Consider the following 26,991-nt stretch of genomic DNA (forward strand, 5'->3'; position numbering starts at 1 on the left):
CGAAACGGTCCGGCAGCATGATGGAGCGGCCGACCGCTCCCAGGGGCGCCTGATATGTCCAAGCGCGACTATTACGAGGTTCTCGGCGTCTCGCGGACCGCGACCGAAGCGGAGATGAAATCCGCCTTCCGCAAGCTCGCGATGCAGTACCACCCGGACCGCAACCCGGGCGACCACGAGGCCGAGGTCAAGTTCAAGGAAATCAACGAGGCTTACCAGACCCTCTCCGACGGCCAGAAGCGCGCGGCCTACGACCGCTTCGGCCATGCCGCCTTCGCCAACGGCGGACCGGGCGGCGGCGGACCGGGCTTCGGCGGCGACTTCTCCGACTTCATGTCGGACATCTTCGAGAATTTCTTCGGTGATGCCGGGCGCGGCAGCGGACGCGGGCGTGGAGCCGGCGGCGGGCGCGAGCGCGGCGCCGACATGCGCTACAACCTCGAGATCTCCCTCGACGAGGCCTATAACGGCAAGACCGCCGAGCTGAAGATCCCGACCTCCATCACCTGCGAGGCCTGCTCCGGATCCGGCGCGAAGCCCGGCTCCAAGCCCAAGGCCTGCCCCACCTGCGGCGGCGCGGGCCGGGTGCGGGCGACGCAGGGCTTCTTCTCCATCGAGCGCACCTGCCCCAACTGCCACGGGCGCGGCGAGGTCATCGACGATCCCTGCGGCCAATGCGGCGGCGCCGGCCGCGTCACCCGGGAGCGTACGCTCTCGGTCAACATCCCGGCGGGCGTCGAGGACGGCACGCGCATCCGGCTGGCGGGCGAAGGCGAGGCCGGCCTGCGCGGCGGGCCTCCGGGCGATCTCTACATCTTCCTGTCCCTGAAACCCCATCCGTTCTTCCAGCGCGACGGGGCCGACCTGTTCTGCCGGGTTCCGATCTCCATGGTGACGGCGGCGCTCGGCGGCGAGTTCAGCGTTCCGACGCTCAGCGGCACCGACGCGCTCGTGAAGGTTCCCGAGGGCACCCAGACAGGCAAGCAGTTCCGCCTCAAGGGAAAAGGCATGCCGGTGCTGCGCTCGCGGGACGTGGGCGACCTGTACATCCAGGTAGTTGTGGAAACTCCGCAGAAGCTCACCAAGCGCCAGCGCGAACTCCTGACGGAGTTCGACCAGGAATGCTCCAAGGAAAACCACCCGGAAAGCTCGGGCTTTTTCTCGCGTTTCCGGGAGTTTATCGACGGGCTGGGTGGATCAACTTAACTTGACGGTCGTTTTCCTCAGCGCATCGTGCGGAAGAAGTGGATCCGGTTTTTCCGCTCTAGACGATGCGCCCGTTAAATGAGAAGCATCGGGTTGATCCCAAAAGTGGCTTCCACTTTTGGGTCCGAGGCTTCGGGGTTCTAAACAGCCAACGTGATCCGTCGCACAAGGGGTCCTGATCAGTGCTTCAGTCGTTCCAACGGCCAACGGCCCGGAAAATTCCCCTCAAGAAGGATCGTTTCCAAGACGAGGCCCGGTTCCTGCGCTCCTGGCTCGAACGGCCCCTCGTCGTCGGCGCCGTCACCCCGTCCGGCAAGATTCTGGCCAGGACCATGGCCTCCTACGTGGATCCGCGCATTCCCGGTCCAGTCATCGAGCTCGGCCCCGGCACGGGTCCGGTGACCGACGCCCTGATCCGGCGCGGGGTGGCACAGGAGCGGCTGGTCCTCATCGAATACAGCCCTGAATTCTGTCAGCTCCTGAAGCGCCGCTTCCCCAAGGCGACGATCATCCAGGGCGATGCCTACGATCTCAAGGAAACGCTCTCCGGGATCCTGAAGGAGCCGGCGGCCGCCACCGTGTCCAGCCTGCCGCTCTTCACCAAGCCCATGGACCAGCGCCTGGACCTTCTGGAAGCCGCTCAAGGGATGATGCACCCCAACGGGCCCTTCATTCAGTTCACCTATGCGGTGGTGCCGCCGATCCCGGCGCGCTCGCAGGCCTACAAAGCCAAAGCCTCCAACCGGATCTGGCGCAACCTGCCCCCGGCCCGCGTCTGGATCTACAACAAGGTCAACCATCCATGAGCGCCGCGATGTCTCTTTCGACGAATCCCATTCCCGCAGGAGACATTCGCGACAAGCTCATCATCGGCCTCGACGTTCCGTCCGTCGAGGAGGCCCGCGCCGTCGTCGGCCGCATCGGGGAGGCCGGCACGTTCTACAAGATCGGCTATCAGCTTGCCTACGCGGGCGGTTTCGAGTTCGCCCAGGAGCTGATCGGACAGGGCAAGAAGGTCTTTCTCGATCTCAAGCTCCACGACATCGGCAACACGGTGGAGAAAGGCGTGCGCTCCGTGGCCCGCCTCGGCGCCACGTTCCTGACGGTCCATGCCTATCCGCAGACCATGCGCGCGGCCGTCGCCGGGAAAGCCGGAACGGACCTGAAGATCCTCGCCGTGACCGTGCTCACGTCCTATGACGACAATGACCTCGTCGAGGCGGGCTATGCCCACACATCGGCCGCGGACCTCGTCGCCCGCCGCGCCGGGCAGGCGCGCGATCTCAACGTGGACGGCGTCGTCTGCGCCGCGCCGGAAGCGCAGCGCGTGCGCACCGTCGTCGGCCCCGACCGGCTCATCGTGACGCCCGGCATTCGGCCTGCGGGTGCGGATGCGGGCGACCAGAAGCGCATCGTGACGCCGGCGCAAGGCATTCGGCTCGGAGCCGACCACCTCGTGGTCGGCCGCCCGATCGTGAAGGCCGCCGATCCGCGTGCGGCCGCGGAAGCGATTGTGCGGGAAATTGCCGACGTGAAGGCTTGACGATAATGCCCCTCTGGCGTTCGCTGCCTCCCCGAAAACCAAGAGGAACGCTTCATGCCTAAAGGCTATGTCATCGCCCGCGTGACCGTCACGAACCCCGAAGCCTATGCGGAATACGCTAAAGGCGCGACGGAGGCGATCCGCAAGTATGGCGGGCGCCCGCTGGTGCGCGGCGGCGCCTACGAGGCGCTGGAGGGCGAGGCAAGGCCCCGCAACGTGGTGATCGAGTTCGACTCCGTCGAGCAGGCCCGGACCTATTACAACTCACCGGAATATCGGGCCGCCAAGGCCAAGCGCGAAGGCGCCTGCGTGGCGGAATTCGTTCTCGTGGAAGGAGCCTGAAGCGATGAAGGGTTATTGGATCGGCCGCGTCGACGTCTCGAACCCCGACGCCTACCAGAATTACGTGAAGGCCAATGCCGTGCCGTTCGCCAAATACGGCGCCCGCTTCCTGGTGCGCGGGGGCAAATACCGGGTCGCCGAAGGCGAAGCCCGCGCCCGCAACGTGGTGATCGAATTCCCGACCTACGAGGCGGCCCTGGAATGCTGGGACTCGCCCGAATACCAGGCGGCCAAAGCCGAGCGCGACGGTCATGCCGTTGCCGACATCATCATCATCGAGGGCTACGAGGGCCAGCAGCCGGGGTGAGTTCCCTCAACCGTCATGGCCGGCCTTGTGCCGGTGATCCCGATGATGAGAGACGCGGTGCTTTTCTGACCGAGATGACCGGGACTGATCCCCGGATCAAGTCCGGGGACGGCCATGACGCGGTGGATGTCATTCCCGGCCGGAGCGAAGCGGAGGGAAAGGGAATCCAGAGCGCTAAGCGTGTCATTGGATCCCCTTCCCGGTCCTTGCGGACCGCCGGGGATGACAAGAGGAGCGCGATCCTCCGCGCTTCTCAGCCGTTCCCCGAGCGGCTATACCCGACCGTCTAACAACAGGAGAGCGGCATGAGCGAGATGCGACTCGTCGTGGTAGGTGCGGCCGGACGCATGGGGCGCATGCTCATCAAAACCGTCGCCGAGACCGAGGGCTGCACCCTTGTCGGCGCCATCGAGCGGGAAGGCTCTCCGGCGCTCGGGCACGATGCCGGGCTTCTCGCCGGGGTCGGCCTGCTCGACGTGGACGTGACCGACGATCCGCTGACCGTCTTTGCCCAGGCCGACGGCGTCCTCGATTTCACGGCGCCGGCCGCCACCATCGCGTTCGCGGCGCTTGCCGCCCAGGCGCGCATCGTCCATGTGATCGGGACCACCGGCCTGCAGGACGCCGATTTCACCAAGCTGGAGGCGGCCGCGCGCCACGCGCGCATCGTCCAGTCCGGCAACATGTCGCTGGGCGTAAACCTGCTCGCCGGCCTCGTGCGCAAGGCGGCGGCGACCCTGGGCGAAGACTTCGACATCGAGATCCTCGAGATGCACCACCGCATGAAGGTGGATGCGCCCTCGGGCACCGCTCTCCTCCTCGGCGAAGCGGCCGCAGAGGGACGCAAGATCCCGCTGAAAGAGCGCTCGGTGCGCAGCCGCGACGGCCATACCGGCGCGCGCAATCCAGGCGACATCGGCTTTGCCACCCTGCGCGGAGGCTCCGTGGTGGGCGAGCATTCGGTGATCTTCGCAGGCGCCGGCGAGCGCCTGGAACTCTCGCACCGTGCCGAGGATCGCACCATCTTCGCCCGCGGCGCGGTAAGAGCCGCCCTCTGGGGCTTCGACAAGAAGCCGGGCTATTACACCATGGCCGATGTTCTTGGCCTCGATCAGCTCTAAAACACGCCATTCACGGGTATCAATCGGAGACGCCAAGACATGAACCGCCTTCTCGTCCTTGCACGCCACGGCCAGAGCGACTGGAACCTCAAGAACCTGTTCACCGGCTGGAAGGATCCGGGGCTCACCGATCTCGGCATCGAGGAGGCGCGCAATGCCGGCCGTCGCCTGAAGGAAATGGGCGTCCAGTTCGACATCGCCTTCACGTCGGATCTGTCGCGCGCGCAGGCCACCTGCAAGCTGATCCTCGAAGAGATCGGCCAGCCCGATCTGAAAACCATCGCGAACCTGGCCCTGAACGAGCGCGATTACGGTGATCTCTCCGGCCTCAACAAGGACGACGCCCGCGCCCGTTGGGGCGAGGAGCAGGTCCATGTCTGGCGCCGCTCCTACGACGTGCCTCCTCCCGGCGGCGAGAGCCTGAAGGACACGGTGGCCCGCGTGCTGCCCTACTACATCCGCGAGATCCTGCCCCGGGTGATGCGCGGCGAGCGCGTGCTCGTGGCGGCCCACGGCAACTCCCTGCGCGCCCTCGTGATGGTGCTCGACGGCCTCACCTCGGAGACGATCCCGAGCCTCGAGCTCGCGACGGGCATCCCGCTGGTCTACACCCTCAACGAGGATACGACTGTCGCCGACAAGAAGGTGCTGGAGGGGTGAGATAGGCCTTAACGTCTCGTCTTGTCATGGCCGGCACAAGGCCGGCCATCCCGATCCTGTGAAGCGCCGCGCCTTTCCGATCGGGATCACCGGCACAAGGCCGGTGATGACGTGGACGGATCGGACGTGCCAAAATAACCGCATGTCTCCCATCACCCTCAGTCCCGGCCTCACCTATTATCCCGACTACCTCGACCGTCCTGCGCAGGAGCGGCTGCTGTTATCCCTGCGCGGGATCACGCGCCAGGCGCCGCTCTACACCCCGCGCATGCCGCGCACCGGAAAGCCGTTTTCCGTGCGGATGACCAATTGCGGGCCGCTGGGCTGGGTTTCGGATGTGGAGGGCTATCGCTACCAGCCGACTCATCCCGAGACCGGCCAACCCTGGCCCGCTATGCCGGACCAGGTGCTGCGTGCCTGGAAGGAACTGAGCGACTACCCGCATCCGCCCGATGCCTGCCTGATCAATTTCTACGAGCCCACGGCCCGGATGGGGATGCACCAGGACAAGGACGAGGAGGAGTTCGCGGCGCCTGTCGTGTCGCTGTCCCTCGGCGATACGGCGCTCTTTCGCTATGGCGGGCTGGAGCGCAAGGATCCCACCCGCTCGGTGAAGCTTCGCTCCGGTGACGCGATCGTGTTCGGCGGGCCGGCCCGGCTGATCTATCATGGCATCGACCGGCTGATGCCAAGAAGCTCGGACCTGCTGCCGCAGGGCGGGCGGCTCAATCTCACCTTGCGCAGGGTGGAGAAGGCGATTTAGCCTCAAGATCATGATTACCTGCAGGTTTCCTTCGAAGAGGCATCCATGAAAGCTTTTGCAGCCGCTGCCTTGGGCTTCATCCTGTCGGCCCAGGCCGCCCTCGCAGCCGAGCCCGTCTATCCGCCGGCCTCGCGGATCGGCATCGTCCCGCCCGCGGACATGATGGTCTCGAAGCGCTTCAGCGGCTTCGAGAGCGAGGAGAAGGCCGCGGCCATCAACTTCGTGGAAATGCCCGCTGCGGCTTATGCGCAGCTGGTCAACGGGCTCTCCAAGGACGCCCTGAAGCGCCAGGGCCTGAGCGAGACATCGCGCGAAAACCTGAAGCTCGGCGCCAGGACGGGCGTTCTGATCGGCGGCACCATGGCGGGCCCCGTTCCGGGCCGCAAATGGGTGATGGCGGTCAAGGACGAGGACCTCACCGCCCTCGTGATCGCGCAGGTGCGCGGCGGCCAGGACGGCTACAGCGAGGCGCAGATGCGCGAGGCCTTGAAGAGCATCGCCCTGCGCGGCCCCGTGTCGATCGAAGAGCAGATCTCCGCCCTGCCCTTCCGGCTCGGCGACAAGGCCGGATTCCGCCCGGTGCGGGTGATGGCCGGCAATTCGGTCCTGTTCACCGACGGACCGCAGGACACGATCAAGGCGGTGGAGCAGCCGATCGTCATCATGGCGGCCACCGTCAACGTCCCGGTTCCGCCGCAGGAGCGGCGCAACCAGTTCGCCCATGCGGCCCTGAACTCCAACCAGATCCTCAAGGACATCAAGATCGAGCGCTCCGAGTCCTTCCGCTTCAAGGGCCAGGACTGGCACGAGATCGTCGCCAAGGCCGTGGAGGCGGAATCGGGCCAGCCGATCGTGGTGATGCAGACGCTCCGCTTCGAGCCCGACCGCTACGTGCGCATGGTCGGCCTGACCCGGGTCGAGCAGCGCGACCAGAATCTGCCCCGCTTCCGGACGATGATCGACGGGGTCGACATGAATCCTTAATCGCGGCGGGGAAAAGCCGGCAGCGACCAGCCGCGCAGGAGGGCGAGCGCCCTTAAGGAAAAGGCCGCGGCGAAGCCAGCCACGGCGCTCAGGAAAGGATCGAGGCCCGTTGCCTGAAGGGCGACCATGACCGACGCGCCGAGGGCCGCGGCCGTGACATAGATCTCCTGGCGCAGCACCAGGGGCGTGGTTCCGGCAAAGATGTCGCGGATGATGCCGCCGAAGGTGGCCGTGGTGGTGCCGAGCGCAACGGCGGAAAGCGCCGGAACGCCGGCCGCCAGCGCCTTGCCGGTGCCCGAGACGGCGAAAAGGGCCAACCCCAGGGCATCCGCCCAGAGGAGCAGGCGTCCCTGCCGGCCGCCCTCGAGGATCGCCACCCGCTTCGGTCCGAGGGCGAAGACGAGTTCCGCCACGATCAGGCAGACCAGAACGTCGGTCGGATCGCCGACCCAGAACACGGGGCGCGTGCCGATGAGCAGGTCCCGGATGGTGCCGCCGCCGACGCCTGTGAGCGTGGCAAGCAGGGCGAAGCCGAACGGATCCATGCCCTTGCGGGCCGCCATCAGGGCGCCGGACAGGGCGAAGACGGCGACGCCGATGGTTTCAAAAGGGATGCTTCGAAGGAAGTCCACCGGGAAAACCTGCCATAATCCCGGATCTCATCCTGAGGAGCAGCCATGAGGCTGCACCCTCGACGATCCGGTACGCACTGGAGCCGCCCTGATCCTTCGAGACGGCCACTCGCGTGGCCTCCTCAGGACGAGGGCTCATGGGGTGTTCGCTTACAGCATTTTCAGGCGAAGCGGCTATGGTTCACAAGAAAATCCGTTGACCGATCCCTTACGAAGCCGCGGACGAATTATCCGCAGCCTCGGCGCCGTTGCCGTTGGTCGCGGCCTTGGGGCCGCCCTTGGAGACGCCGACCAGGGCCGGACGCAGGACGCGCTCGCCGATGACGTAGCCGGACTGGACCACCTGCAGGACCGTGCCGTTCGGGACCTCCGCGTTGGGGATCTCGAACATGGCCTGATGCACGTTCGGGTCGAACTTCTGGCCCTGCGGGTCGAGCTTCTTCACGCCGTGGCGCTCGAGGTTCTTCAACAGATCGCGCTCGGTGAGGTCGATGCCCTCGATGAGGGCCTTGAAGGCGCCCTCGGCGGTGCCGCGGGCCTCCTCCGGCACGCTCTCGATAGCGCGGCGGACATTGTCGGCCACGTTGAGCATGTCGCGGGCGAAATTCGCCACCGCATAGGTCCGGGCATCGGCGACCTCGCGCTCGGTGCGGCGGCGCAGGTTTTCCATATCGGCCATCAGGCGCAGCATCTTGTCCTTCAGATCTGCCTTCTCGGCCTCGAGAACGGCGATCGGATCGGCCTCAGGCGTGGAAGCCGCCTCGGGAGCGGCGTCATTGGCGGGCTGGGCCTGCGGGGCCACGTTCTGGTTTTCCGTGTCGTTCGGATTCATGGTCGATCAACTAAAGGTGGGAAAGAATGGTTCGGGCCACATATCAGGTCCCTTGCCCAACAAATCAAGCACTGCGCCTGTGGAGGGGCTCGGTTTCCTCGGTCTTGAACACGTCGAGAAGGGTGCGGCTGATGGTGGCCTGGCGCCCCGCATGGGTGATCTTGGTACCCGTCAGGTCCGTGACGTAGAACACGTCCACGGCCTTTTCGCCGAAGGTGACGATGTGGGCCGAGGCGATGTTGAGGTTGAGCTTCCCCAAGGCCGTGGTGAGATCGTAGAGCAGGCCCGGCCGGTCGAGGCCCGAGATCTCGATCACCGTCTGGCGGTTCGACAGGGAATTGTCGATGCTCACCTCCGGCGGCACATGGAAGGCCTTGGAGCGCTCCTTGGCCGGGCGCTTGCCGTCCACGAGATCTGCGATCTTCACCTCGCCCTTCAGGGCCCGCTCGATGGCCTTAGCGACCCGCTCGGCCCGGCGCAGCTCGTCTTCGTCGCGGTCGAAGGCGCGGGAGAGCACGATGGTATCGAGCGCGATGCCGTCCGTGGTGGTGAAGATCTGCGCATCGACGATGTTGCCGCCGGACGCCGCGCAGGCGCCGGTGACGATGGCGAGCAGGCGCGGATGGTCGGGCGAGAGGATGGTGAGTTCGGTCACGCCCCGGAACTGGTCGGTCTCATAGGCCGTGGTGACCGTGCGCCCGGCCTTGTCGGATTCCCGCAGGAGCCTTGCCTGCTTGGCCCTTCGGGTCTCGTCGGTCTTCAGCCAGTAGCCCGGCGTGTGGCGGGAAACGTAGGTCTCGAACTCGGCATCCAGCCAGTCGGGCAGCTCGGCACGCAGCTGCTCCTGCGCCAGGCGCACCCGCTCCGAGCGGGCCAGATCCACCGCGCCGCCGCCGAGGATCACTTCCGTTTCCTGGTAGAGGTTGCGCAGGAGCTGCCCTTTCCACCCGGTCCAGGTGCCGGGGCCCACGGCCTTGATGTCGGCGATGGTGAGCACGAGCAGGAGCTTCAAGCGCTCCATGGTCTGCACCACCTCGGCGAAGCTCTTGATGGTGGCGGGATCCGAGAGATCGCGGCTCTGGGCCGTGTTCGACATGAGAAGATGATGCTCGACGAGCCATGCCACCGTGTCGGTCTCCGCCTCGGTGAGGCCGAAGCGCGGTCCGAGCTTGCGGGCGATCACGGCGCCCGCTTCCGAATGATCCTCCGGCCGGCCCTTGGCGATGTCGTGAAGGAAGACCGCCACGTAGAGCGCACGGCGGTTGCGGATGGTGGGAAAGATCTGGTTCGCCAACGGATGCTCGCTGCCGAGCTGACCGGCTTCGATCTCGGTGAGCACGCCGACCGAGCGGATCAGGTGCTCGTCCACCGTGTAGTGGTGATACATATTGAACTGCATCATCGCGACGATGCGGCCGAAATCCGGAATGAAGCGCCCGAGCACGCCGGTCTCGTTCATGCGCCGCAGCACCACCTCCGGGGCGTTCTTGGAGGAGAGAATCTCCAGAAAGAGCTTGTTGGCCTCCGGATCGTTGCGCAGGTTGTGTCCGATGAGCTTGAGGGAGCGGGTGGCCCTTCGCGTCGCATCGGGATGGATCGCGAGGTTGCGCCGGTCGGCGAGCCAGAACAGGCGGATCAGGTTGACCGGATCGCGTTCGAACGCCTGCTCGTTCTCCACATTGAGGCGGTTATTGTCGATGACGAAGCCTTCGCTGACGAGCGCGCCGCCGCTGCGGCGGCGGAAGCGGCCGAACACCCGGTCGAGCATGGGGCGACGCTTGGTCTGGCGCGCCTCGAGTTCGGCGCAGACGATGGCGGTGAGATCGCCCACATCCTTGGCGATGAGAAAGTAGGCCTTCATGAAGCGTTCGACGGCCGACAATCCGCCTCTCGGAGGAACGCCGATGCGCTCGGCAATGGCGCGCTGCAGGTCGAAGGTCAGACGCTCTTCGGCGCGGCCGGTGACGAAATGCAGATGGCAGCGCACGCGCCACAGGAACTCCTCGCAGCGTGAGAAGAGATTGAACTCCGCTTGCGTGAAGAGCCCGGCCTTGACCAGCTCCTTGGGCTCCTTGACCCGGTAGACGTATTTCGCGATCCAGAACAGCGTGTTGAGATCGCGCAGGCCACCTTTGCCGTCCTTCACGTTGGGCTCGACGAGGTAGCGCGACGCGCCGGCCTTGGCGACGCGGGCATCGCGCTCCTTGAGCTTGGCGTCGACGAATTCCGGCGCCGTGGTCGCGACGATTTCCTGGTCGAAGCGCTTCCCCAGATTGTCGAAGAGCTCCCGGTCGCCGAAGAGGAAGCGGGCCTCGAGCAGGGAGGTGCGGATCGTCATGTCCGCATGGGCCTCGCGCAGGCAATCCTCGACCGAGCGGGTCGCATGCCCGACCTTCAGCTTCAGGTCCCACAGCACATAGAGCATCGCCTCGACGACGCTCTCGCCCCATGCCGTCTGCTTGTAGGGCAGCAGGAACAGGAGATCGACATCGGAGCCGGGCGCCAGGGTTCCGCGCCCATAGCCCCCGGTCGCCACCACGGCCAGGCGCTCGCCGGCCGATGGATTGGCCGCAGGATACAGATGCTGGACCACGGCGTTGTGGACGATCTGCACCAGCTCATCCATCCGCTCGCAAAGATAACGGGCGCAGACGAGCCCGTTCTGGCTTTCCAGAAGCTTCTCCTGAGCCTCCTCATGTCCCCGGTCGAGCAGCTTCTTCAGCTCGGGAACAAGCTTCGCGCGCAAGTCGACCGCATCGCGGATCGGCTGGCTGCCGAGGCTTTCTAGAACGCTCTGGGGGCTATCGATGGTCATGGAACAACCGCGCACGAGGAACCGTTTGACTTATCACCTGATCGGTCCTCCGCCCAAGGGCGGACTGGCATTATCCGTCGGAGCCGATAGAGTGTTCTTTATAAGAGATAGTGTTTGACATAACAAACACACGGTTCTATAAACCGGACACGCGCCGATTTGAGCATGCAGATTGCGGGCGCGAAACAAGTGCAGCTAAAGCGCCGGGCGCGCGAAGACCCGAGGGTCCAAGCTCCCATGCGCACAACATGGGACTGAACACGATGAGCCTCACCCGCCGCCTTCTGCTCGCCGCTTCCCTCGCCACGGGCCTTGCCTCCTTTGCAACCGCCGCCGCCGCGCAGGTGAAGGAAATCCGCATCGATTACGCCACCTACAACCCGGTCAGCCTGGTCCTTAAGGATAAGGGCCTCCTTGAAAAGGAACTGGAGAAGGACGGTATCAGCGTGCGCTGGGTGCAGTCGCTCGGTTCCAATAAGGCGCTCGAATTCCTCAATGCCGGCTCCATCGATTTCGGCTCCACCGCCGGCGCCGCCGCCCTGATCGGCAAGATCAATGGCAACCCAATCAAGTCGATCTATGTCTATTCCCGCCCCGAATGGACGGCGCTCGTCACCCGCAAGGATACGGGCATCACGAAGGTCGAGGAGCTGAAGGGCAAGCGCGTCGCCGTGACCCGCGGCACCGATCCGCACATCTTCCTGGTGCGCGCTCTGCAGGAAGCCAAGCTCACCGAGAAGGACGTGAAGCTCGTTCTCCTGCAGCATCCCGACGGCCGCACCGCTCTCGAGCGCGGCGACGTGGATGCCTGGGCCGGCCTCGACCCGCTGATGGCAGCGGCCGAAGTGGAAAGCGGCGCGCAGCTCTTCTACCGCAATGCGGGCGCGAACACCTGGGGCGTGCTGAACGTCTCCGAGGCCTTTGCCAAGGACAACCCGGCTCTCGTCCAGCGCGTGCTCAAGGCCTACGAGGAAGCGCGCAAGTACGCGCTCGCCAACCCGGCCGAGCTGAAGAAGTCCCTGATCACCTACACCAAGCTCGCCGAGCCGGTGATCGAGCGCCAGCTCGAGCGCACGGAACTGAGCCATTCCAACATCGGCCAAGCGCAGATCGACACGATCCTCGCCGCAGGCCTCGCCCTGCAGCAGGCCGGTGTCATCACCCCTAAAACCAACGTGCGCGCCGCGGTCGATTCCCTCATCGACCGCCGCTTCGCCACCGCATCGCGCTGATGCTTTCATCACGGGAGAGCGCCGTGACAGGCCAAGCCACAAGCAACGCCTGGTCCTCCCATGAGGGTGCCGCCGCTCTCGCGGCCCCCGCCTTGACCGAGAAGCGACGCGCCTTCGACTGGCGTATCCTTCTCGGCTTTTTCTTGCCCATCGCCGTTGCGCTTCTCTGGGAGGGGGCCGTTGCGCTCGGCCTCGCGCAGGGACGTCTCGTTCCGCCGCCAAGCCGCATCATCGCGACGCTCTGGGGGCTGGCTCAGACCGGAGAATTGTGGACGCACACCTGGATGACGCTGTGGCGCGTTCTGGTCGGCTTCGTCATCGGCGCCGTTGCCGGCATCGTGCTGGGTGCGCTCTCCGGTTCCAGCAAGACCACCCGCCAATTGCTCGATCCGACCCTGCAGGCCCTGCGTGCCATTCCCTCGATCGCCTGGGTGCCGCTGTTCATTCTATGGCTCGGCATCTTCGAAGCCTCGAAGGTGGCGTTGATTGCCGTCGGCGTGTTCTTCCCGGTCTATCTCGGCATCGCGGGCGCGATTCTCTCCGTCGACCGCAAGCTCGTGGAGGTCGGCCACGTGTTCCGTCTCTCGCGCGTTCAGTTGGCGCGCCGCATCCTGCTGCCGGCCGTTTTGCCCGAAGCGGTGATCGCGCTGCGCTCGGGCCTCGGCCTCGGCTTCATGTTCGTCGTCGCGGCGGAATTCATGGGTGCATCCGAGGGCCTCGGTTATCTGCTCGTCGATGGCCAGCAAATGGGCAAGCCCGACCAGATCCTCGCCGCGATCATCGCCTTCGCGCTGCTCGGCAAGATCGCCGACAGCCTGCTCGTTGCAGGCACCAAGCCGCTCGTTCGCTGGCAGGACACCGTGCGGGAGAGGTTGTAATGCTTGCCCTCGAACACCTCTCCAAGACCTACGCCGACGGCACGCGCGCGCTGTCCGACATCAATCTCACCGTGCATGAAGGCGAGATCGTCTCCCTGATCGGCGGCTCGGGCTGCGGCAAGACCACGTTGCTGCGCCTCATCGCCGGTCTCGACCGGGCAAGCGCAGGACGGATCCGCCTCGACGACGAGGTGCTCACAGGTCCCCATCCTGCCGTCGGCATCGTGTTCCAGGAGCCGCGCCTCCTGCCCTGGCTGTCGGTTTCCGACAATATCGCCTTCGGCCTCGACGGCGTGGGCGCCGCCGAGAAAAAAGCACGCGTGTCGCATGCGCTCAGCAAGGTCGGCCTGATCGAACACGCCGACCGCTGGCCGCGCGATCTTTCGGGCGGCCAGCAGCAGCGCGTGTCCATCGCGCGGGCCTTCGTGACGAATCCGAAGGTGCTGCTCCTCGACGAGCCCTTCTCGGCGCTCGACGCCTTCACCCGCGCGAGCCTGCACGAGCACCTGCTCGGACTGTGGGAGGAGACGCGCCCGACCGTGGTGCTCGTCACGCACGACGTGCAGGAAGCGGTGACCCTCGCCGACCGGGCGATCGTCATGCAGCCGAAGCCCGGCCGGATCTTAGACGAATTGCCGCTGACCCTGTCGCGCCCGCGCGACAGGACGGGCCTTCCCTTCGAGACCTCCGTGCGCCGCATCTTGACGGCCCTTGACCATTCCCTCAAAGCTCCGCAATTGCAGCCTCAGCGTGAACGCGACCGCCAGGCCGCCGCGCTGTGGTGGTAGGAACCAAAAGGACTTCATCATGGATGCGACAGCCCTTCGCGCCCTCCAGGCGCCGTTGAAGGATCAATACCGCAACGATCCCGACAAGGCCGTGATCACCCTGAAGGCGCAAGGCACGCTCGACGACCAGCACATTGCATGCAAGGTCGAGACAGGCCGCGCGCTCGCCGTCGCGGGCCTTCACCCGGCCACCGGCGGCTCCGGGGCGGAACTCTGCTCGGGCGACATGCTGCTCGAAGCGCTCGTCGCCTGCGCCGGCGTGACGCTGAAGGCCGTCGCGACCGCGCTCGAGATCGACCTGCGCCACGGTGCGGTGAAGGCGGAAGGCGACCTCGATTTCCGCGGCACGCTCGGCGTCGACAAAACGGCGCCGGTGGGCTTCAGGAACATCCGCCTGTCCTTCGAGATCGACACGGACGCACCGCAGGAGAAGATCGACCAGCTGCTCAAGCTCACCGAGCGCTACTGCGTGGTGTTCCAGACCCTCAACAACAAGCCCGAGCTGAGCACCACGCTGACGCGCAAATAGGCCTGTCTGTTTGCTCGATCAGTGTGAGATTTCCTCGTCATGGCCGGGCTTATCCCGGCCATCCCGATAAGGAAACGCGCGGCGTTTCAATCCGTCGGGATCACCGGCACAAGGCCGGTAATGACGTGGTGGATGCTGTGGATGAGGGCGAGGATACTGAAATGCCGTCAGTTTCCAGCCACCAGGGTTCGCGGTGCGCCGCTGATCGCGACCGCGGTGCCGCCGCGAATTTCCTGCACGGTCAGCGCGCGGTCGTTGGTGCCGTCGGGATTGAAGCGGAACACGCCGTCGGCCCCGGCGAAGCCTGCAGGGTTCGTGAGCATGGCATCGGTAAAGGCCTGTGCGCCCTGCATCCGCGCGAGCGCGGCCGCGAGCGTCACGGCATCATAGGACAAAGTCGCCAGCCTGATCGGATCGACATTGAAGCGCGCGCGATAACGCTCGGCGAAGGCCGTGAACCCGCGCTTGTCGGGTGCCGCGAACCAGCCCGCCTGCAGGATCGGAAGGGCGGCCACGCGAGGTTCGTCCCACAACCCGGTGCCGAGCGGCTTGACCCGCAGCGGATCGAACCCGGCCATCTGCAGTGCCTGGGCGACGGCCGGCAGGCCGTCCCCGTTGTCGGGAAGGAACAGCGCATCCGCCTGCGGTGCGGAACCGCCGATGATGGGTGCCATGCGCTGCACGGCCGTCTGCGGCTGCCCCGGCGGATAATACTCGAGCGCCGCGATGCGGATGCCCTGCTGCGCCGCCGCCTGCTGCAGCCGCGCTCCGGCCACGCGGCCGTACTGGGTCTCCGGGATCAGAGCGGCGACAGAGCGGCGCCCTTGGGTGGCGGCGAACGAGACGATGCGGTCCACCTCCTCCTGCACGAGGAAGCTCAGGAGATAAACGCCCTGCGTGGCGACGCTCGCATCCGTCGAGAAGCCGATCACCGGCTTGCCCCCTTGGCGCGCCGCCTGGCCGGCGGCCTGAACGGAGCCTGCGAAGAGCGGGCCGATGATGAGTTCGGCTCCTTCAGCCAGCGCCTGCCGGGCCGCAGCCTGCGCGCCCTCCGGCGTGCCGTTGTCGTCCTTCACGAGAAGGGTGAGATCCGAGCCCTGGAATTCGCCGAGGGCCAGCTCCGCCGCGTTGCGCATGCTCTGCGCCACCACGGCCCCCTGCCCTGCTCCGGTCATGGGCAGGATCAGGGCGACCTTGACGGGACCGTTGCCGAGGGTGGTGCCGGCCATGGCCGGTCCGAGCGGAGCGTCCGGCATCGCGGCGCCGGATGGCGCGACGCCTGCCGCGTATGTGGGTTCGACGGGAACCGATTGAGGTCTGCTCGCCTTCCGCGGCGGCGACAGGCTGCCGGAGCCGACGCAGCCGGACAGAACCAGCGACCCGGCGATGACAAAAATCCAAGCACCTTGGCTCGTAAAGCCTCGGGCCGCACCCCACGACACCCGCGCCATCTCCGCCCCCTTCTGGAAACAGCTATCCGTCCATGGGGAGAAGCGTGACAGCAAAAGGTAAACATTGTTTCCAATGCAGGATGATGGTCTCAACAACCCCGCTTCCGCGACGGCGTCCCCCATGCGACAGTGAAAAACGATGAGCCAGAGAATCGACAACCGGACCAAGCGGCGCGAGCCGAACGAGCGGATCGCCACCTTCACCGCCTTCGGCCTCGCCGCCGAGGCGAAACCCCTGTCGCCCGGCCTCTACGTGGTCGCGACCCCCATCGGCAATCTGCAGGACGTGTCCTTCCGTGCGCTGAACGTGCTTGCCGCCGCGGATACGGTCCTTGCGGAGGACACGCGGGTGACGAAGACCCTGCTCGCCCATTACGGCATCACTACGCCGCTGGTGGCCTATCACGAGCATTCCAACGATGCCGTGCGCGAGCGCATGGTCCACCGGATCCGTGAAGGCCAGGCGCTTGCCCTCGTGTCGGATGCCGGCACGCCGCTGGTGTCGGATCCCGGCTACAAGCTCGTGCAGGCGGCGATCGAGGAAGGATTGCCCGTCACCCCCATTCCCGGTCCCTCGGCCGTGCTCACCGCGCTCGTCGCCTCGGGCCTGCCGACCGACCGTTTCTTCTTCGAGGGTTTCCTGCCCTCGAAGAGCGCCGCGCGCCGTACGAGGCTGGCCGAGATCGGCGCGATTCCCGGCACGCTCATGCTCTTCGAGGGACCGCATCGCCTGCCCGAAATGCTCGCCGACGCCGCCGCCGTGCTGGGCGAGCGGCAGGCCGTGGTGGCACGCGAGCTCACGAAGATGTTCGAAACGATCCGGCGCGGCACCCTGCCGGAACTGGCACGGCAATTCGCCAAGGAAGGTCCGCCCAAGGGCGAGATCGTGGTCCTGATCGGCGAGGCGACGAAAGCCATGCACGCGGCGGAAGCCGATGCGGCGCTCGACGGCAAGCTGGAAGCGGCACTCAAGAACCACTCGATCAAGGACGCGGCGGCGCTCGTCGCGGCGGAGCTCGACCTGCCCAAGCGGGAGGTCTACGCCCGGGCGCTGACGCTTGCGAAGAAGGACGAATGACGAGCGCGCTCGAACGCCGCCGCGCGACTTTTCTGCGCGGCCATCGCGCCGAGTGGATCGCGCTCCTGTTCCTCGTGATGAAAGGCTACCGTCCGCTCGCGCGCCGTTATGCGGCATCGGGCGGCGAGATCGACCTGATCGTTGTCCGCGGCGACACCATCGTGTTCGTCGAGGTGAAGGCGCGCGGCCTGATGGACGGTGCCCTGTCCGCCATCACCGCCCGCAAGCGCCAGCGCTTCTCCCGCGCAGTTCGCACGTGGCTCACGCGCAATGATTGGGCGCGAAGCAGAACATGGCGCGCCGACGCGGTGTTCATCGCGCCCAGGCGATGGCCGCAGCACATCGTATCGGCGTTCGAGCTGGAGATGCCCTAAGCCGCCATCCGGTGCCGGTCGGCAACCGCCTCGCGGATGAATCGCGCCAGCTCCTGCACGACGTGATTGCCGCCGTCGCGCGGCAGATAGAGATTGACCATGAAGGGCGGGAGTGCAGGCAATCCCGATTCAGGCCCCAGCACGTCGAAACCGCTCGGCACGGTCGAGGCCATCCAGGCCATGACGGCGATGTCGGCGGCAACCGTCGCCACTTGCGCCGATGTATTCGTCACTTCCGAGACCGAGCGCCATTCGATCCCGGCCTTCTGCAAGGCCTCGCGGACCGGCGCGCGGAAGGCACAGTCGGAACAGCCGATGGACACCGGCAACGGGCGCTGGCGCGCCGCATCGCCGCCGCGCCCCCCCACCCACACCAGACGGTCCATTACGAGGTTCTCGCCGTCGGAATCGCAGGCCATCTCGGTGGCGAGCACCACATCGACCTTGCCGTCATAGAGCTTGGCGCGGAGGGAGGCGCTGGAGCCGCTGTTGAGCGAGATCTGCACGCGCGGATAGCGGCACGCGAAATCCTTCAGGAAGGTCGGCAGATAGGTGGTGATGATGTCGCTCGGGATGCCGAGCCTCACTTCGCCCTCGAATTCCGGAGTGGTCATCTCGGTCCAGATTTCATCGTTCAGGGCGAGCATCCGCTTCGCACGCCCGAACAGGCGCTCGCCTGCGGTCGTGAGCTTCATACCCCGCCGATCACGGGTGATGAGCTCTTCACCCAGCGTCTCCTCCAGGCGCTTGATCTGCTGGCTCACCGCCGCCTGGGTCAGGTTGAGAACCCCGGTGGCGGCGGTCATGCCGCCGGCATCCACCACCGCCACAAAAGCCCTGAGCAGGCTGACATCGAGATTCCGGGCCATGGCCGACCTCAATAAACAATCGTTATCGTCGATATAATGAACATTCGTTTCACTTATGCAAGGGGTGAGCTCATCATCTCCTCATCGAACTTGAGGAGACAGCCATGACAGCCCATACCACCCCCTGCGATTGGACCTCCGAGCATCCGTCCGCCAAGCCCTCGCGCGCCAAGAGCTTCTTCGCATCGCTCCTGCGCGAAATTCAGATCCGTCGCGCCCTGCGTGACGTCAGCTCGCTCGACGAGGCGATGCTGCACGATATCGGCCTCACCCCAGGAAACATCGAAGATGCCGTCCGGTGCGGCCGGCACTAGAGCATCGGATCCCAAAGGACATGCACTTTCGGGATCCATCCGATGCTCATCCTCTGGGTCCGCACGATGCGCTAGGCCCCGGGCTTCGGTGCAAACACCGTCACGGCCGCGGGGCGGATCGAGAAATGGGCGGGCGTTTGGGTCACGATCTCGCCATCCGCATTGACGGGCTTCGGCTTGCGGGTGCGGATGTCGAATTCCTTGGCCCGGACCGCCCGCACCTCTTCCCAAGCGCCATGCTGCCCGTAGCGGAACGACCGCGCCATAAGGGCCAGTTTCCAGGCGCGCTCCAGTTCCAGGCTGTAGAGATCGAGATGCTGGTCGTCGATGGCCGCGTCCTTCTCGACCGCATTGCCACCGCCATAGAAACGACCGTTGCCGACCGCGATCTGCAGCGTCTTCACGCGAACGGATTCGTCCTCACCGTGGATGGTGGCCCGAAAGGGCTTGGCCTGGGCCAGAACCTTCAGGGCCACGATCGCGTAGCCCAGGCGTCCCCAGCGGCGCTTGATGTCTCGCGTCAGCTTCTGCGCCAACTCGGCCGAGAGGCCGATGCTTGCGACGTTGAAGAAGGGCTCTCCGTTCACGATGCCGAGGTCGATCCTGCGGGTGAAGCCATCGGCAATGACCTGCGCGGCTCCGTCGAGATCGAAGGGAATGCCGAGGGTCCGCGCCAGATCGTTCGCGGTGCCGAGCGGCAGGATGCCGAGCGGCAGCCCAGCCTCGATGACCCCGAAAGCCGCGGCATTCATGGTGCCGTCACCCCCGCCGACGACGGCACAATCCACATCCTGGGCATGCTTGACGATGAGCGGTGACAGGTCCTCCCGGCGGCCGCATTCCAGATGAATGGGCTCGATGCCATGCCCCTTCAGGCGTTCGATGGCGATATCGCACTGGATCGCGCCGCTGCGGCTCTTGGTGTTGACGATCAGAAGGGCGCGGCGGGGCATGGACTATCACATGGAAAAGCTTGAGGGCATCCGCAAGGGGCAACATGGAAGCGGGGCCGTTGGATAACCCGGCTCCCCCGTTTTCGTTCACGAAGCCGCGGATCGAGAGTTGCCATCCTCGATTTTAAGGCCAATAACCCTGCTTCCCAAGGAGGCTTGACGCATGACCCTGACCGTTGCGTTCCAGATGGATCACATCCGAAGCATCAAGATCGCAGGCGATACGGGCTTTGCGCTTCTGCTCGAGGCCCAACGGCGCGGACACCGGATCCTGCACTACACGCCAGACCGCCTGTCCCTGCGCGATGGGGCAGTGGTCGCGATGGCGGAAGCCATCGAAGTGCGCGACCTGGAGGGCGACCATTTCACGCTTGGAACACCCGAGCGGGTCGATCTGTCGGCTGTCGACGCGGTGCTCATGCGCCAGGACCCGCCCTTCGATTTGGCCTACATCACCGCCACTCATTTCCTCGAGCGCATCCATCCGAAGACCCTCGTGGTCAATGATCCGACCCATGTGCGCAATGCGCCTGAGAAGATCTTCGTCACGCATTTTCCGCACCTGATGCCGCCGACGCTCATCTCCCGCGACAAGCAGGAGATCGAGGAGTTCCGGCGCGAGCACGGCGACGTGGTGATGAAGCCGCTCTACGGCCATGGCGGTGCGAGCGTGTTCAAGGTCGGGCGGGAGGATCCGAATTTCGGCTCGCTCTACGATCTGTTCTCCAACCTGTTCCGCGAGCCCTGGGTGATCCAGCGCTTCCTGCCCAAGATCACGGAAGGCGACAAGCGCATCATCCTCATCGACGGCGAGGCGGCGGGCGCGATCAACCGTGTTCCGGCGGCGAACGACATCCGGTCCAACATGGTTCGCGGCGGCGCGGCGAAGCCAACCGACCTGACGCCGCGCGAGCGCGAGATCTGCGAAACCATCGGCCCTGACCTCAAGCGCATGGGCCTCATCCTGGTGGGCATCGACGTGATCGACGGCAACCTCACCGAGATCAACGTGACCGCCCCCACGGGCATCCGCGCCATCAAGCGGCTCGGCGGGCCGGATCTCGCGGTGACGGTGTGGGATGTGATCGAGAGCAAGGTGGGGCGGTAGACATCATGCGCGTTCCACCGTCATGCCCGCACTTGTTGTGGGCATCCACGCCTTTATGAAGCGATAACCCTGAGCCCTCCTCCTGAGGAGGTCGCAAAGCGACCGTCTCGAAGGAGTTTCCAGAGAGCGCCGGACCCTCCTTCGAGACGCAGCCTGACGGCTGCTCCTCAGGATGAGGTTGAGCGAGCACAAGACGTGGATGGCCGGGACAGGCCCGGCCATGACGGGTTTAGGCTCGTTATCTTAAGCCGCCAGTTCCGCGATCACCGCGTTGAGTACCGGAAAACCCTTCGGCGTCACGGCGAGGCGTGAGCCGTCCACCTGAATGAGACCTTCCTCTTCTAGGTTGCGCAGGCGCCTCTGGTTGAGCGACCGGCCGGTGAACGCCTCGAAGCGCCGCGGATCGACGCCTTCCTTGAGGCGAAGCCCCATGAGCAGGAACTCGTCACCCTCGGCCTCGGAGGTCAGGACCTCCTCGTCGATGACGCCGTGGCCTTCGCGCTCCACCAGCTCCAGCCAGGTTTCCGGATGCTTCTCGGTCGCGGTGGCCAGCCGCGCGTTGCCGGTCACGAGGCGCCCATGGGCGCCGGGGCCGATGCCGGCATATTCGCCGTAGCGCCAGTAGAGCAGGTTGTGCCGCGATTCCGCGCCGGGCCTCGCATGGTTCGAGATCTCATAGGCCGGGAGGCCGTGCCTCTCGCACGTCTCCTGCGTGATATCGTAGAGCGCCCGGCCCGTCTCCTCGTCCGGTATCGTGATCTTGCCGGCATCGTAGAGACGCTGGAACCAGGTGCCGGGCTCGATGGTGAGCTGATAGAGGGAGAGATGCTCGACCGCATGGGAGATGGCCTGTTCCAGCTCCGCGCCCCAGGCCTGCGGGGTCTGGCCCGGGCGGGCATAGATGAGGTCGAAGGAATAGCGCTCGAAAATGGACGCCGCGATCTTCACCGCCCCCAGGGCTTCGTCGACGGAGTGCATGCGACCGAGGCGCTTGAGATCGGGATCGTTGAGCGCCTGGACGCCGAGCGAGACCCGGTTGATGCCGGCGCCGCGATAACCGCGGAAGCGCTCGGCCTCGACGCTGGTGGGGTTGGCTTCCAGCGTCACCTCGGCCTTGGGGTCGACGGACCAGGCGCCGCCGATGGCATCGAGGATGGCCCCCACGGTTTGAGGCTTCATGAGCGAAGGCGTGCCGCCACCGAAGAAGATGCTCGTGACCGTCCGCCCCGGAATACGCGAAGCCGTGTGGGCGATTTCGCGCCGGAAGGCCGCCAGAAACCGCTCCTGATCCACCAGCTGGTGGCGGACATGGCTGTTGAAGTCGCAATAGGGACATTTGGAGGCGCAGAAGGGCCAATGGACATAGACGCCAAAGCCCACGTCGCGCGTCGGATGATCGATCATGGGGCGTATATGGCAGTTCACGGGCTCTGCGTCACGGGTGCTGGTGTCGCGATCAGAACACGCCGTCATCCCGGGACTGCGCGGCATCATCCGGAATCGTGGCACGATCACCATGACGATGCGAAAAGGCTCGATGCTTCACATAATCGAGATCACCGGCACGAGGCCGGTGATGACGGCTCTTAGACAGCATCAACGAAGAACTTCTCTGAACCTCTTCGCCCACAAGGTTGTTCACCCTTATAGAGCCTTCGGTCCTGGCTTCCGCCGCGGCGGGGTCCTAAGATCGCTAGGCAGACAACAGGAACTCATCATGCGGCATTGGCGCGGCCCGTTCGACCGGCAGGGCTACCACCACGGCAATCTGAAGGAGGCGCTGATCGAGGCGGCGCAACGCTTCATCGCCGAGCGGGGGATCGGCGGGTTCACACTGGCGGATGCGGCCAAGCTCGTGGGCGTGACGCCCGCGGCCCTCTATCGCCACTTCCGGGGCCGGGATGCGCTCGTAGCCGAGGTCGCGTTCCGCGGCTACGACGAGCTGGCGAAACGGCTCGGACGGGCCCTGCAGAGCGAGGGGACGGCGCTGGAGCGCTTCACCCGCATGGGCGAGGCCTATCTGGCCTTCGCCGAGCAGGAACCGGGCTTCTACACGGCCATGTTCTCGGCCCGGCCCAGCGAGGGCGAGACTTGCGGCCCATTCTGGACCAAGGAGATCAAGAACGGCGGCAAGCCCGTGGGCAACGCGTTCGACTTCCTCGTCCAGGCGCTGTCAGAGACGTTTCCCGACGGCTTCGAGAGCGTCGATGTGCGCTTCATCGCCATAGAGGTCTGGGTCCTGTCCCACGGCATCGCGACCCTCGACGCCGCAGGCCAGCTGCCGAGGGGTCCGGGCCTGCCGGACAAGTACGAGTTGCTGCGGGCAGGCGTGCTCGCCCTCGTCCACGGCGCCTTGAAGGGCCGCGCCGGCCATTCCGGAAAATAACGACGAAACCTCTCTTGAAAGCGCCAAAATCGATCCGCATGTTAATGTTGTTAGCATTAACATAGGGACCTCCAATGTCTGACTCTGCCTCTGCCGCCTGGAACGCGGGCCCGCATGCGGGCCCCTGGAACAACGGCGCTCATCGCCGCTGCGGGCGCAAGCCCGGACGCGGTTTGGAGATCGTCGGCATCATTCTGGGCTTCATCTTCGTCTGGCCGCTCGCGCTGGCCTATCTGGTATGGAAAATGTGTGGATATCCGAAATACGACGAAGCCAAGAGCTTCTTCCGTGACACCTTCGGCCGGGCCAGGGACGACTTCTACGCCTCGCGCGGTCCCGCCGGATTCGGTGGCTTCACCAGCACGGGCAACGCGGCTTTCGACGAGTACCGCCGCAGCGAGCTCGAGCGCCTCGAGGAAGAGCGCCGCAAGCTCGACGAGGAAGCCCGCGACTTCCGGAACTTCGTCGAGGAGCTGAAGCGAGCCAAGGACCGCGAGGAGTTCGACGCCTACATGGCCAAGCGCCGCGGCAACGGCACGACGAACGTCTAAATCCAGTAGCAGCTCAAGGAGCGCCCTTCGGGGCGCTCTTTTCTTTTGAACGGCGCTCCGCCATGGCCGGTCCCGGACCAGCTCCGCCTTATTACCTCTTCGGTTGTCATCACCGGGCTCGTCCTGACCATCCCAGTCGGCTGACCGCGGGGCCTTTCACATCGGGATCACCGCTCCTGGCTCGGCCTCCCCGTCATGGCCGGCCCTGTGCGGGCCATGACGCTGCTGGGAGGTGCCGTGCTCTTCGTGTCGGGATCACCGGGTCAAGCCCGGTGATGACGTCGAAGGATCCGAGGGCCGATGATGACCGGGCGGGAACGGTGATGACGCGGTGGAGCATGACACTGTCCTGGTCACAACCTTTTTCGTCCCGCCCTCGTCCTGCACCTGCCTTCGCCCTGCACCCTCCTTGGTCACCCCTCTGCCGTCATGGCCGGGCTTGACCCGGCCATCCCGATGCGGTGAGGCGCCGCGCTCCAAGCCATCGGCATCACCGGCACGAGGCCGGTGATGACGTCGTGGAGTGCGAGGGCTGAGGGTGCAAGGGCCGGACGGCGCACGCCGATCGGGACGTGAAAACCGGTCCGGCACCGTCATCCCGGCCGAGGAGCCAATTCTCGCGAGGCGCTAAATCCGGTGCAAGCAACCCGCCGCCAGCTTCACGAAAGCGCGGGCCCGGTGGGACAGGCCGGAAGGTTCCGGCTTTGACCAGTCGATGCCGTGCTTCTCCTCCGAGGAGATCTCACCGAACGTCTCGGTGAAGCCGTCCGGCTGGAACATGGGGTCGTAGCCGAAACCCTTGTCGCCGCGCGGCGGCCACACGACCTGGCCGAAGACGCGTCCCTCGAACAACTCCTCATGCCCGCCGGGCCAGGCGATGACGAGGGCGGAGACGAAATGGGCCCTGCGGTCCGTCGCCTCGCGCTTCAGCAACTCGCGCTCCACCCGCTCCATGGCGGAATGGAAATCCTTCTTCGGGCCGGCCCAGTCGGCCGTGAACAGGCCCGGCGCGCCGTCCAGAGCATGGACGCACAGGCCGGAATCGTCGGAAAGCGCCGGCAGGCCGGTGGTGATCGCCGCCGCATGGGCCTTGATGGCGGCGTTCTCGGCGAACATGTGCCCCGTCTCGTCGGGAACCAGCAGGCCGAGTTCGCCTGCCGACACGGCCTCCACGCCGAAGGGAGCGAGCAGTTCCTGCATCTCGCGCAACTTGCCCGCGTTGTGGGTGGCGATGACGACCTTGCCGGTCAGGGAACGATGAATGCTCATGCCACCGCCTTCTTCTGCAGATCCACCAGCTGTGCCACGCCGGCTTTGGCGAGGCGAAGCAGGCTCAGGAACTCCTCTTCGGAGAAGGGCTTGCCCTCGGCCGTGCCCTGCACCTCGACGATGCCGCCGGAGCCCGTCATCACGAAATTGGCGTCGGTCTCGGCGGCGGAATCCTCCGCATAATCGAGATCGAGCACCGGCTGGCCCTTGTAGATGCCGCAGGAGATCGCGGCGACGGGCTCGCGCAGGGGATTGATCGAGATGATCGAGCGGTTCTGCATCCAGGTGAAGCAGTCGTGCAGCGCTACCCAGGCGCCGGTGATCGAGGCGGTGCGGGTGCCGCCGTCGGCCTGGATCACGTCGCAATCGACGACGATCTGCTTTTCGCCGATGGCCGGCAGGTTGACGACGGCGCGGAGGCTACGACCGATGAGGCGCTGGATTTCCTGGGTACGGCCCGAGGGCTTGCCGGAATTGACCTCGCGGCGGGTGCGCTCATGGGTGGCACGGGGCAGCATGGAATATTCCGCCGTCACCCAGCCCCGGCCGGTGCCGCGCAGCCACGGCGGGCCCTTTTCCTCGAGCGAAGCGGTGCAGATCACCTTCGTGTTGCCGAAGGAGACGAGGCAGGAGCCTTCCGCGTAGCGCGCGACGCCGCGCTCCAGGGTGACGGGACGCAGTTCGTCGGGCGCGCGGTTGGAAGGACGCATGGCGGGATTCTCCTGAAAGATCTTGCGATTCCCCGCCTGTTTGAAGCGGCGGGGCGGTTTAGGCAAGCGAAGGCTTGCCGAAGAGACTTCCGATCCGCACATAATACTGACTTGCAGGGTCGAATTGTGAGAGCGTAGAACCCTTCGGATGCATCCCACCGGTCCCTTTTCCCATCTGTCGGAAACCCGCGCCATCGCGGAGCTGAACGACCGTTCCCGCGAAATCTTTCGCCAGATCGTCGAGAGCTACCTGACGACGGGAGAACCCGTGGGCTCGCGCCATCTCTCGCGCATCCTCCCGATGACGCTCTCCCCCGCGTCGATCCGCAACGTGATGGCGGATCTGGAGATGGCGGGCCTGATCTTCGCGCCCCATACCAGCGCCGGGCGCCTGCCGACGGAGACGGGTCTGCGCTTCTTCGTCGATGCCATGATGGAGATCGGTGACGTCACCTCCGAGGAGCGCTCGCGCATTGAGGCGCAGATGCGGGCCGCCGCCTCGGGCCATACCCTGGAAACGGCGCTTGCCGAAGCCTCCGCGCTGCTGTCGGGCGTCTCGCGAGGCGCCGGCGTGGTCGTGACGTCCAAGTCCAATGCGCGCCTCAAGCACATCGAATTCGTGCGCCTCGACCCGGCCCGCGCCCTGGTGGTGCTCGTCTCCGAGGACGGCTCCGTGGAAAACCGCCTTCTCGACCTGCCCGCGGGCCTGCCCGCTGGCGCCCTGGTCGAGGCCGGCAATTTCCTCAATGCCCGTATCCAGGGCAAGACCCTCGGCGACGTCAAGCGGGAGATCCAGACCCGCCGCGAGGACATGGAGCGGGAGCTCGACGCGCTGACCGCGAGGCTCGTGGAAGCGGGGCTCGCCACCACGGTGGGACCGGCGGATTCCCGTCAGCTCATCGTGCGCGGGCAGGCCAACCTCCTCGACGACCTGAAGGCAGTCGAGGACCTGGACCGCATCCGCCTGCTCTTCTCGGACCTGGAGACCCAGACCGACGTGATCGACCTCCTGAGTCGGGCCGAGGGCGGCGAAGGGGTGCGCATCTTCATCGGCTCGGAGAACAAGCTCTTTTCGCTCTCCGGCTCCTCAATGATCGCCGCCCCCTTCCGGGACGGCAGCCAGAAGATCGTCGGAGTTCTGGGCGTCATCGGTCCGACCCGACTGAACTACGCCCGCATCGTCCCCATGGTCGACTATACCGCCAAGGTGATCTCGCGCATCCTGGAACAGGGGCGATAGGCTCGAACAGTCTTCGGCTGTGACCTATCAGGATCGGGGCGTGGCCTCGTGCGAGG

General features: G+C 65.7%; 29 protein-coding genes. 20 read left to right on the forward strand and 9 right to left on the reverse strand.

Features of this window, described 5'->3' with window-relative positions:
• The first annotated feature begins 54 nt into the window (after positions 1–54).
• The 9 genes from dnaJ to KHP60_RS15800 all read left to right on the forward strand — a co-directional run bounded on the left by dnaJ (position 55) and on the right by KHP60_RS15800 (position 6,926).
• Entirely contained in the window at positions 55–1,206 is a 1,152-nt protein-coding gene (gene dnaJ, locus KHP60_RS15760) for a molecular chaperone DnaJ (protein WP_213565279.1), read from the forward strand.
• Between the two features lie 182 nt (positions 1,207–1,388).
• Positions 1,389–2,012: a methyltransferase domain-containing protein gene (locus KHP60_RS15765; RefSeq protein ID WP_213565280.1), complete on the forward strand. Its 624-nt coding sequence runs from the start codon at positions 1,389–1,391 to the stop codon at positions 2,010–2,012.
• Positions 2,013–2,020: 8 nt separating this feature from the next.
• A complete protein-coding gene (pyrF, locus tag KHP60_RS15770; protein WP_249688830.1) occupies positions 2,021–2,749 on the forward strand; it encodes an orotidine-5'-phosphate decarboxylase in 729 nt (242 codons plus the stop codon).
• Positions 2,750–2,803: 54 nt separating this feature from the next.
• Positions 2,804–3,091, forward strand: coding sequence for a DUF1330 domain-containing protein (locus tag KHP60_RS15775; RefSeq protein ID WP_213565282.1), 288 nt, complete (start codon positions 2,804–2,806; stop codon positions 3,089–3,091).
• Between the two features lie 4 nt (positions 3,092–3,095).
• Positions 3,096–3,398 carry a DUF1330 domain-containing protein gene (locus tag KHP60_RS15780; RefSeq protein WP_213565283.1) on the forward strand — a complete coding sequence of 101 codons (303 nt, stop codon included), beginning with the start codon at positions 3,096–3,098 and terminating at the stop codon, positions 3,396–3,398.
• Positions 3,399–3,712: 314 nt separating this feature from the next.
• Complete coding sequence (dapB, locus tag KHP60_RS15785; protein ID WP_213565333.1) at positions 3,713–4,519, forward strand: 4-hydroxy-tetrahydrodipicolinate reductase; 807 nt, start codon at positions 3,713–3,715, stop codon at positions 4,517–4,519.
• A gap of 39 nt (positions 4,520–4,558) precedes the next feature.
• Positions 4,559–5,179 (forward strand): 2,3-bisphosphoglycerate-dependent phosphoglycerate mutase, encoded by a 621-nt coding sequence (locus KHP60_RS15790; RefSeq protein WP_213565284.1) that lies wholly within the window; start codon positions 4,559–4,561, stop codon positions 5,177–5,179.
• Positions 5,180–5,321: 142 nt separating this feature from the next.
• Entirely contained in the window at positions 5,322–5,942 is a 621-nt protein-coding gene (locus tag KHP60_RS15795) for an alpha-ketoglutarate-dependent dioxygenase AlkB (RefSeq protein ID WP_213565285.1), read from the forward strand.
• A 45-nt stretch (positions 5,943–5,987) separates the two neighbouring features.
• Entirely contained in the window at positions 5,988–6,926 is a 939-nt protein-coding gene (locus tag KHP60_RS15800; RefSeq protein WP_213565286.1) for a hypothetical protein, read from the forward strand.
• Here the strand turns inward: KHP60_RS15800 and KHP60_RS15805 are convergent.
• The 3 genes from KHP60_RS15805 to KHP60_RS15815 form a co-directional block, all read right to left on the reverse strand.
• On the reverse strand, positions 6,923–7,558 hold the full coding sequence (locus KHP60_RS15805) for a trimeric intracellular cation channel family protein (protein ID WP_311925042.1): 636 nt from the start codon (positions 7,556–7,558) through the stop codon (positions 6,923–6,925). The genes KHP60_RS15800 and KHP60_RS15805 overlap by 4 nt on opposite strands.
• Before the next feature lie 208 nt (positions 7,559–7,766).
• The gene (gene grpE / locus KHP60_RS15810; RefSeq protein ID WP_213565287.1) at positions 7,767–8,390 is read right to left on the reverse strand and encodes a nucleotide exchange factor GrpE; all 624 of its coding nucleotides are present in this window, start codon (positions 8,388–8,390) and stop codon (positions 7,767–7,769) included.
• A 64-nt stretch (positions 8,391–8,454) separates the two neighbouring features.
• Positions 8,455–11,205 (reverse strand): [protein-PII] uridylyltransferase, encoded by a 2,751-nt coding sequence (locus tag KHP60_RS15815; protein ID WP_213565288.1) that lies wholly within the window; start codon positions 11,203–11,205, stop codon positions 8,455–8,457.
• Positions 11,206–11,468: 263 nt separating this feature from the next.
• Here KHP60_RS15815 and KHP60_RS15820 point away from each other — a divergent pair, with 263 nt between their 5' ends.
• The 4 genes from KHP60_RS15820 to KHP60_RS15835 are packed head-to-tail and all read left to right on the forward strand — an operon-like array spanning position 11,469 to position 14,632.
• Entirely contained in the window at positions 11,469–12,437 is a 969-nt protein-coding gene (locus tag KHP60_RS15820; protein WP_213565335.1) for an aliphatic sulfonate ABC transporter substrate-binding protein, read from the forward strand.
• Positions 12,438–12,460: 23 nt separating this feature from the next.
• Positions 12,461–13,315 (forward strand): ABC transporter permease, encoded by an 855-nt coding sequence (locus KHP60_RS15825; RefSeq protein ID WP_213565289.1) that lies wholly within the window; start codon positions 12,461–12,463, stop codon positions 13,313–13,315.
• A complete protein-coding gene (locus tag KHP60_RS15830) occupies positions 13,315–14,103 on the forward strand; it encodes an ABC transporter ATP-binding protein (protein ID WP_213565290.1) in 789 nt (262 codons plus the stop codon). The genes KHP60_RS15825 and KHP60_RS15830 overlap by 1 nt, the downstream gene beginning before the upstream one ends.
• A 19-nt stretch (positions 14,104–14,122) precedes the next feature.
• Positions 14,123–14,632: an OsmC family protein gene (locus tag KHP60_RS15835; RefSeq protein WP_213565291.1), complete on the forward strand. Its 510-nt coding sequence runs from the start codon at positions 14,123–14,125 to the stop codon at positions 14,630–14,632.
• Between the two features lie 167 nt (positions 14,633–14,799).
• On the opposite strand, the gene KHP60_RS15840 is transcribed toward KHP60_RS15835, so the two are convergent.
• Positions 14,800–16,083 (reverse strand): penicillin-binding protein activator, encoded by a 1,284-nt coding sequence (locus tag KHP60_RS15840; RefSeq protein WP_213565292.1) that lies wholly within the window; start codon positions 16,081–16,083, stop codon positions 14,800–14,802.
• Positions 16,084–16,222: 139 nt separating this feature from the next.
• On the opposite strand from KHP60_RS15840, the gene rsmI reads away from it, so the two are divergent.
• Positions 16,223–17,161, forward strand: a complete 939-nt coding sequence (gene rsmI / locus KHP60_RS15845; RefSeq protein WP_213565293.1) for a 16S rRNA (cytidine(1402)-2'-O)-methyltransferase — start codon at positions 16,223–16,225, stop codon at positions 17,159–17,161.
• Positions 17,158–17,535: a YraN family protein gene (locus tag KHP60_RS15850; protein WP_213565294.1), complete on the forward strand. Its 378-nt coding sequence runs from the start codon at positions 17,158–17,160 to the stop codon at positions 17,533–17,535. The genes rsmI and KHP60_RS15850 overlap by 4 nt, the downstream gene beginning before the upstream one ends.
• Here KHP60_RS15850 and KHP60_RS15855 read toward each other — a convergent pair.
• The gene (locus KHP60_RS15855) at positions 17,532–18,404 is read right to left on the reverse strand and encodes a LysR substrate-binding domain-containing protein (RefSeq protein WP_213565295.1); all 873 of its coding nucleotides are present in this window, start codon (positions 18,402–18,404) and stop codon (positions 17,532–17,534) included. The genes KHP60_RS15850 and KHP60_RS15855 overlap by 4 nt on opposite strands.
• A 104-nt stretch (positions 18,405–18,508) precedes the next feature.
• On the opposite strand from KHP60_RS15855, the gene KHP60_RS15860 reads away from it, so the two are divergent.
• On the forward strand, positions 18,509–18,718 hold the full coding sequence (locus KHP60_RS15860; protein WP_213565296.1) for a DUF1127 domain-containing protein: 210 nt from the start codon (positions 18,509–18,511) through the stop codon (positions 18,716–18,718).
• 71 nt (positions 18,719–18,789) lie between these two features.
• Here the strand turns inward: KHP60_RS15860 and KHP60_RS15865 are convergent, their stop codons facing one another.
• Positions 18,790–19,671 (reverse strand): lipid kinase, encoded by an 882-nt coding sequence (locus KHP60_RS15865; RefSeq protein WP_213565297.1) that lies wholly within the window; start codon positions 19,669–19,671, stop codon positions 18,790–18,792.
• Positions 19,672–19,834: 163 nt separating this feature from the next.
• Between KHP60_RS15865 and gshB the strand changes: the two genes are divergently transcribed.
• On the forward strand, positions 19,835–20,779 hold the full coding sequence (gene gshB / locus KHP60_RS15870; protein WP_213565298.1) for a glutathione synthase: 945 nt from the start codon (positions 19,835–19,837) through the stop codon (positions 20,777–20,779).
• 243 nt (positions 20,780–21,022) lie between these two features.
• Here the strand turns inward: gshB and hemW are convergent, their stop codons facing one another.
• Entirely contained in the window at positions 21,023–22,183 is a 1,161-nt protein-coding gene (hemW, locus tag KHP60_RS15875; RefSeq protein ID WP_213565336.1) for a radical SAM family heme chaperone HemW, read from the reverse strand.
• 313 nt (positions 22,184–22,496) lie between these two features.
• Here hemW and KHP60_RS15880 point away from each other — a divergent pair, with 313 nt between their 5' ends.
• The gene (locus KHP60_RS15880; RefSeq protein WP_213565299.1) at positions 22,497–23,165 is read left to right on the forward strand and encodes a TetR/AcrR family transcriptional regulator; all 669 of its coding nucleotides are present in this window, start codon (positions 22,497–22,499) and stop codon (positions 23,163–23,165) included.
• A 74-nt stretch (positions 23,166–23,239) separates the two neighbouring features.
• Positions 23,240–23,716, forward strand: a complete 477-nt coding sequence (locus KHP60_RS15885; RefSeq protein ID WP_213565300.1) for a DUF2852 domain-containing protein — start codon at positions 23,240–23,242, stop codon at positions 23,714–23,716.
• A gap of 627 nt (positions 23,717–24,343) precedes the next feature.
• Here KHP60_RS15885 and KHP60_RS15890 read toward each other — a convergent pair.
• Positions 24,344–24,985 (reverse strand): non-canonical purine NTP pyrophosphatase, encoded by a 642-nt coding sequence (locus KHP60_RS15890; protein ID WP_213565301.1) that lies wholly within the window; start codon positions 24,983–24,985, stop codon positions 24,344–24,346.
• Positions 24,982–25,695 (reverse strand): ribonuclease PH, encoded by a 714-nt coding sequence (rph, locus tag KHP60_RS15895; protein WP_213565302.1) that lies wholly within the window; start codon positions 25,693–25,695, stop codon positions 24,982–24,984. Before rph ends, KHP60_RS15890 begins: the two co-directional genes overlap by 4 nt.
• 148 nt (positions 25,696–25,843) lie before the next feature.
• Between rph and hrcA the strand changes: the two genes are divergently transcribed.
• The gene (gene hrcA, locus KHP60_RS15900; RefSeq protein ID WP_213565303.1) at positions 25,844–26,935 is read left to right on the forward strand and encodes a heat-inducible transcriptional repressor HrcA; all 1,092 of its coding nucleotides are present in this window, start codon (positions 25,844–25,846) and stop codon (positions 26,933–26,935) included.
• The last annotated feature ends 56 nt before the right edge of the window (positions 26,936–26,991 follow it).

This window comes from Microvirga sp. 3-52 (genome assembly GCF_018383585.1).
Lineage (GTDB): Bacteria > Pseudomonadota > Alphaproteobacteria > Rhizobiales > Beijerinckiaceae > Microvirga.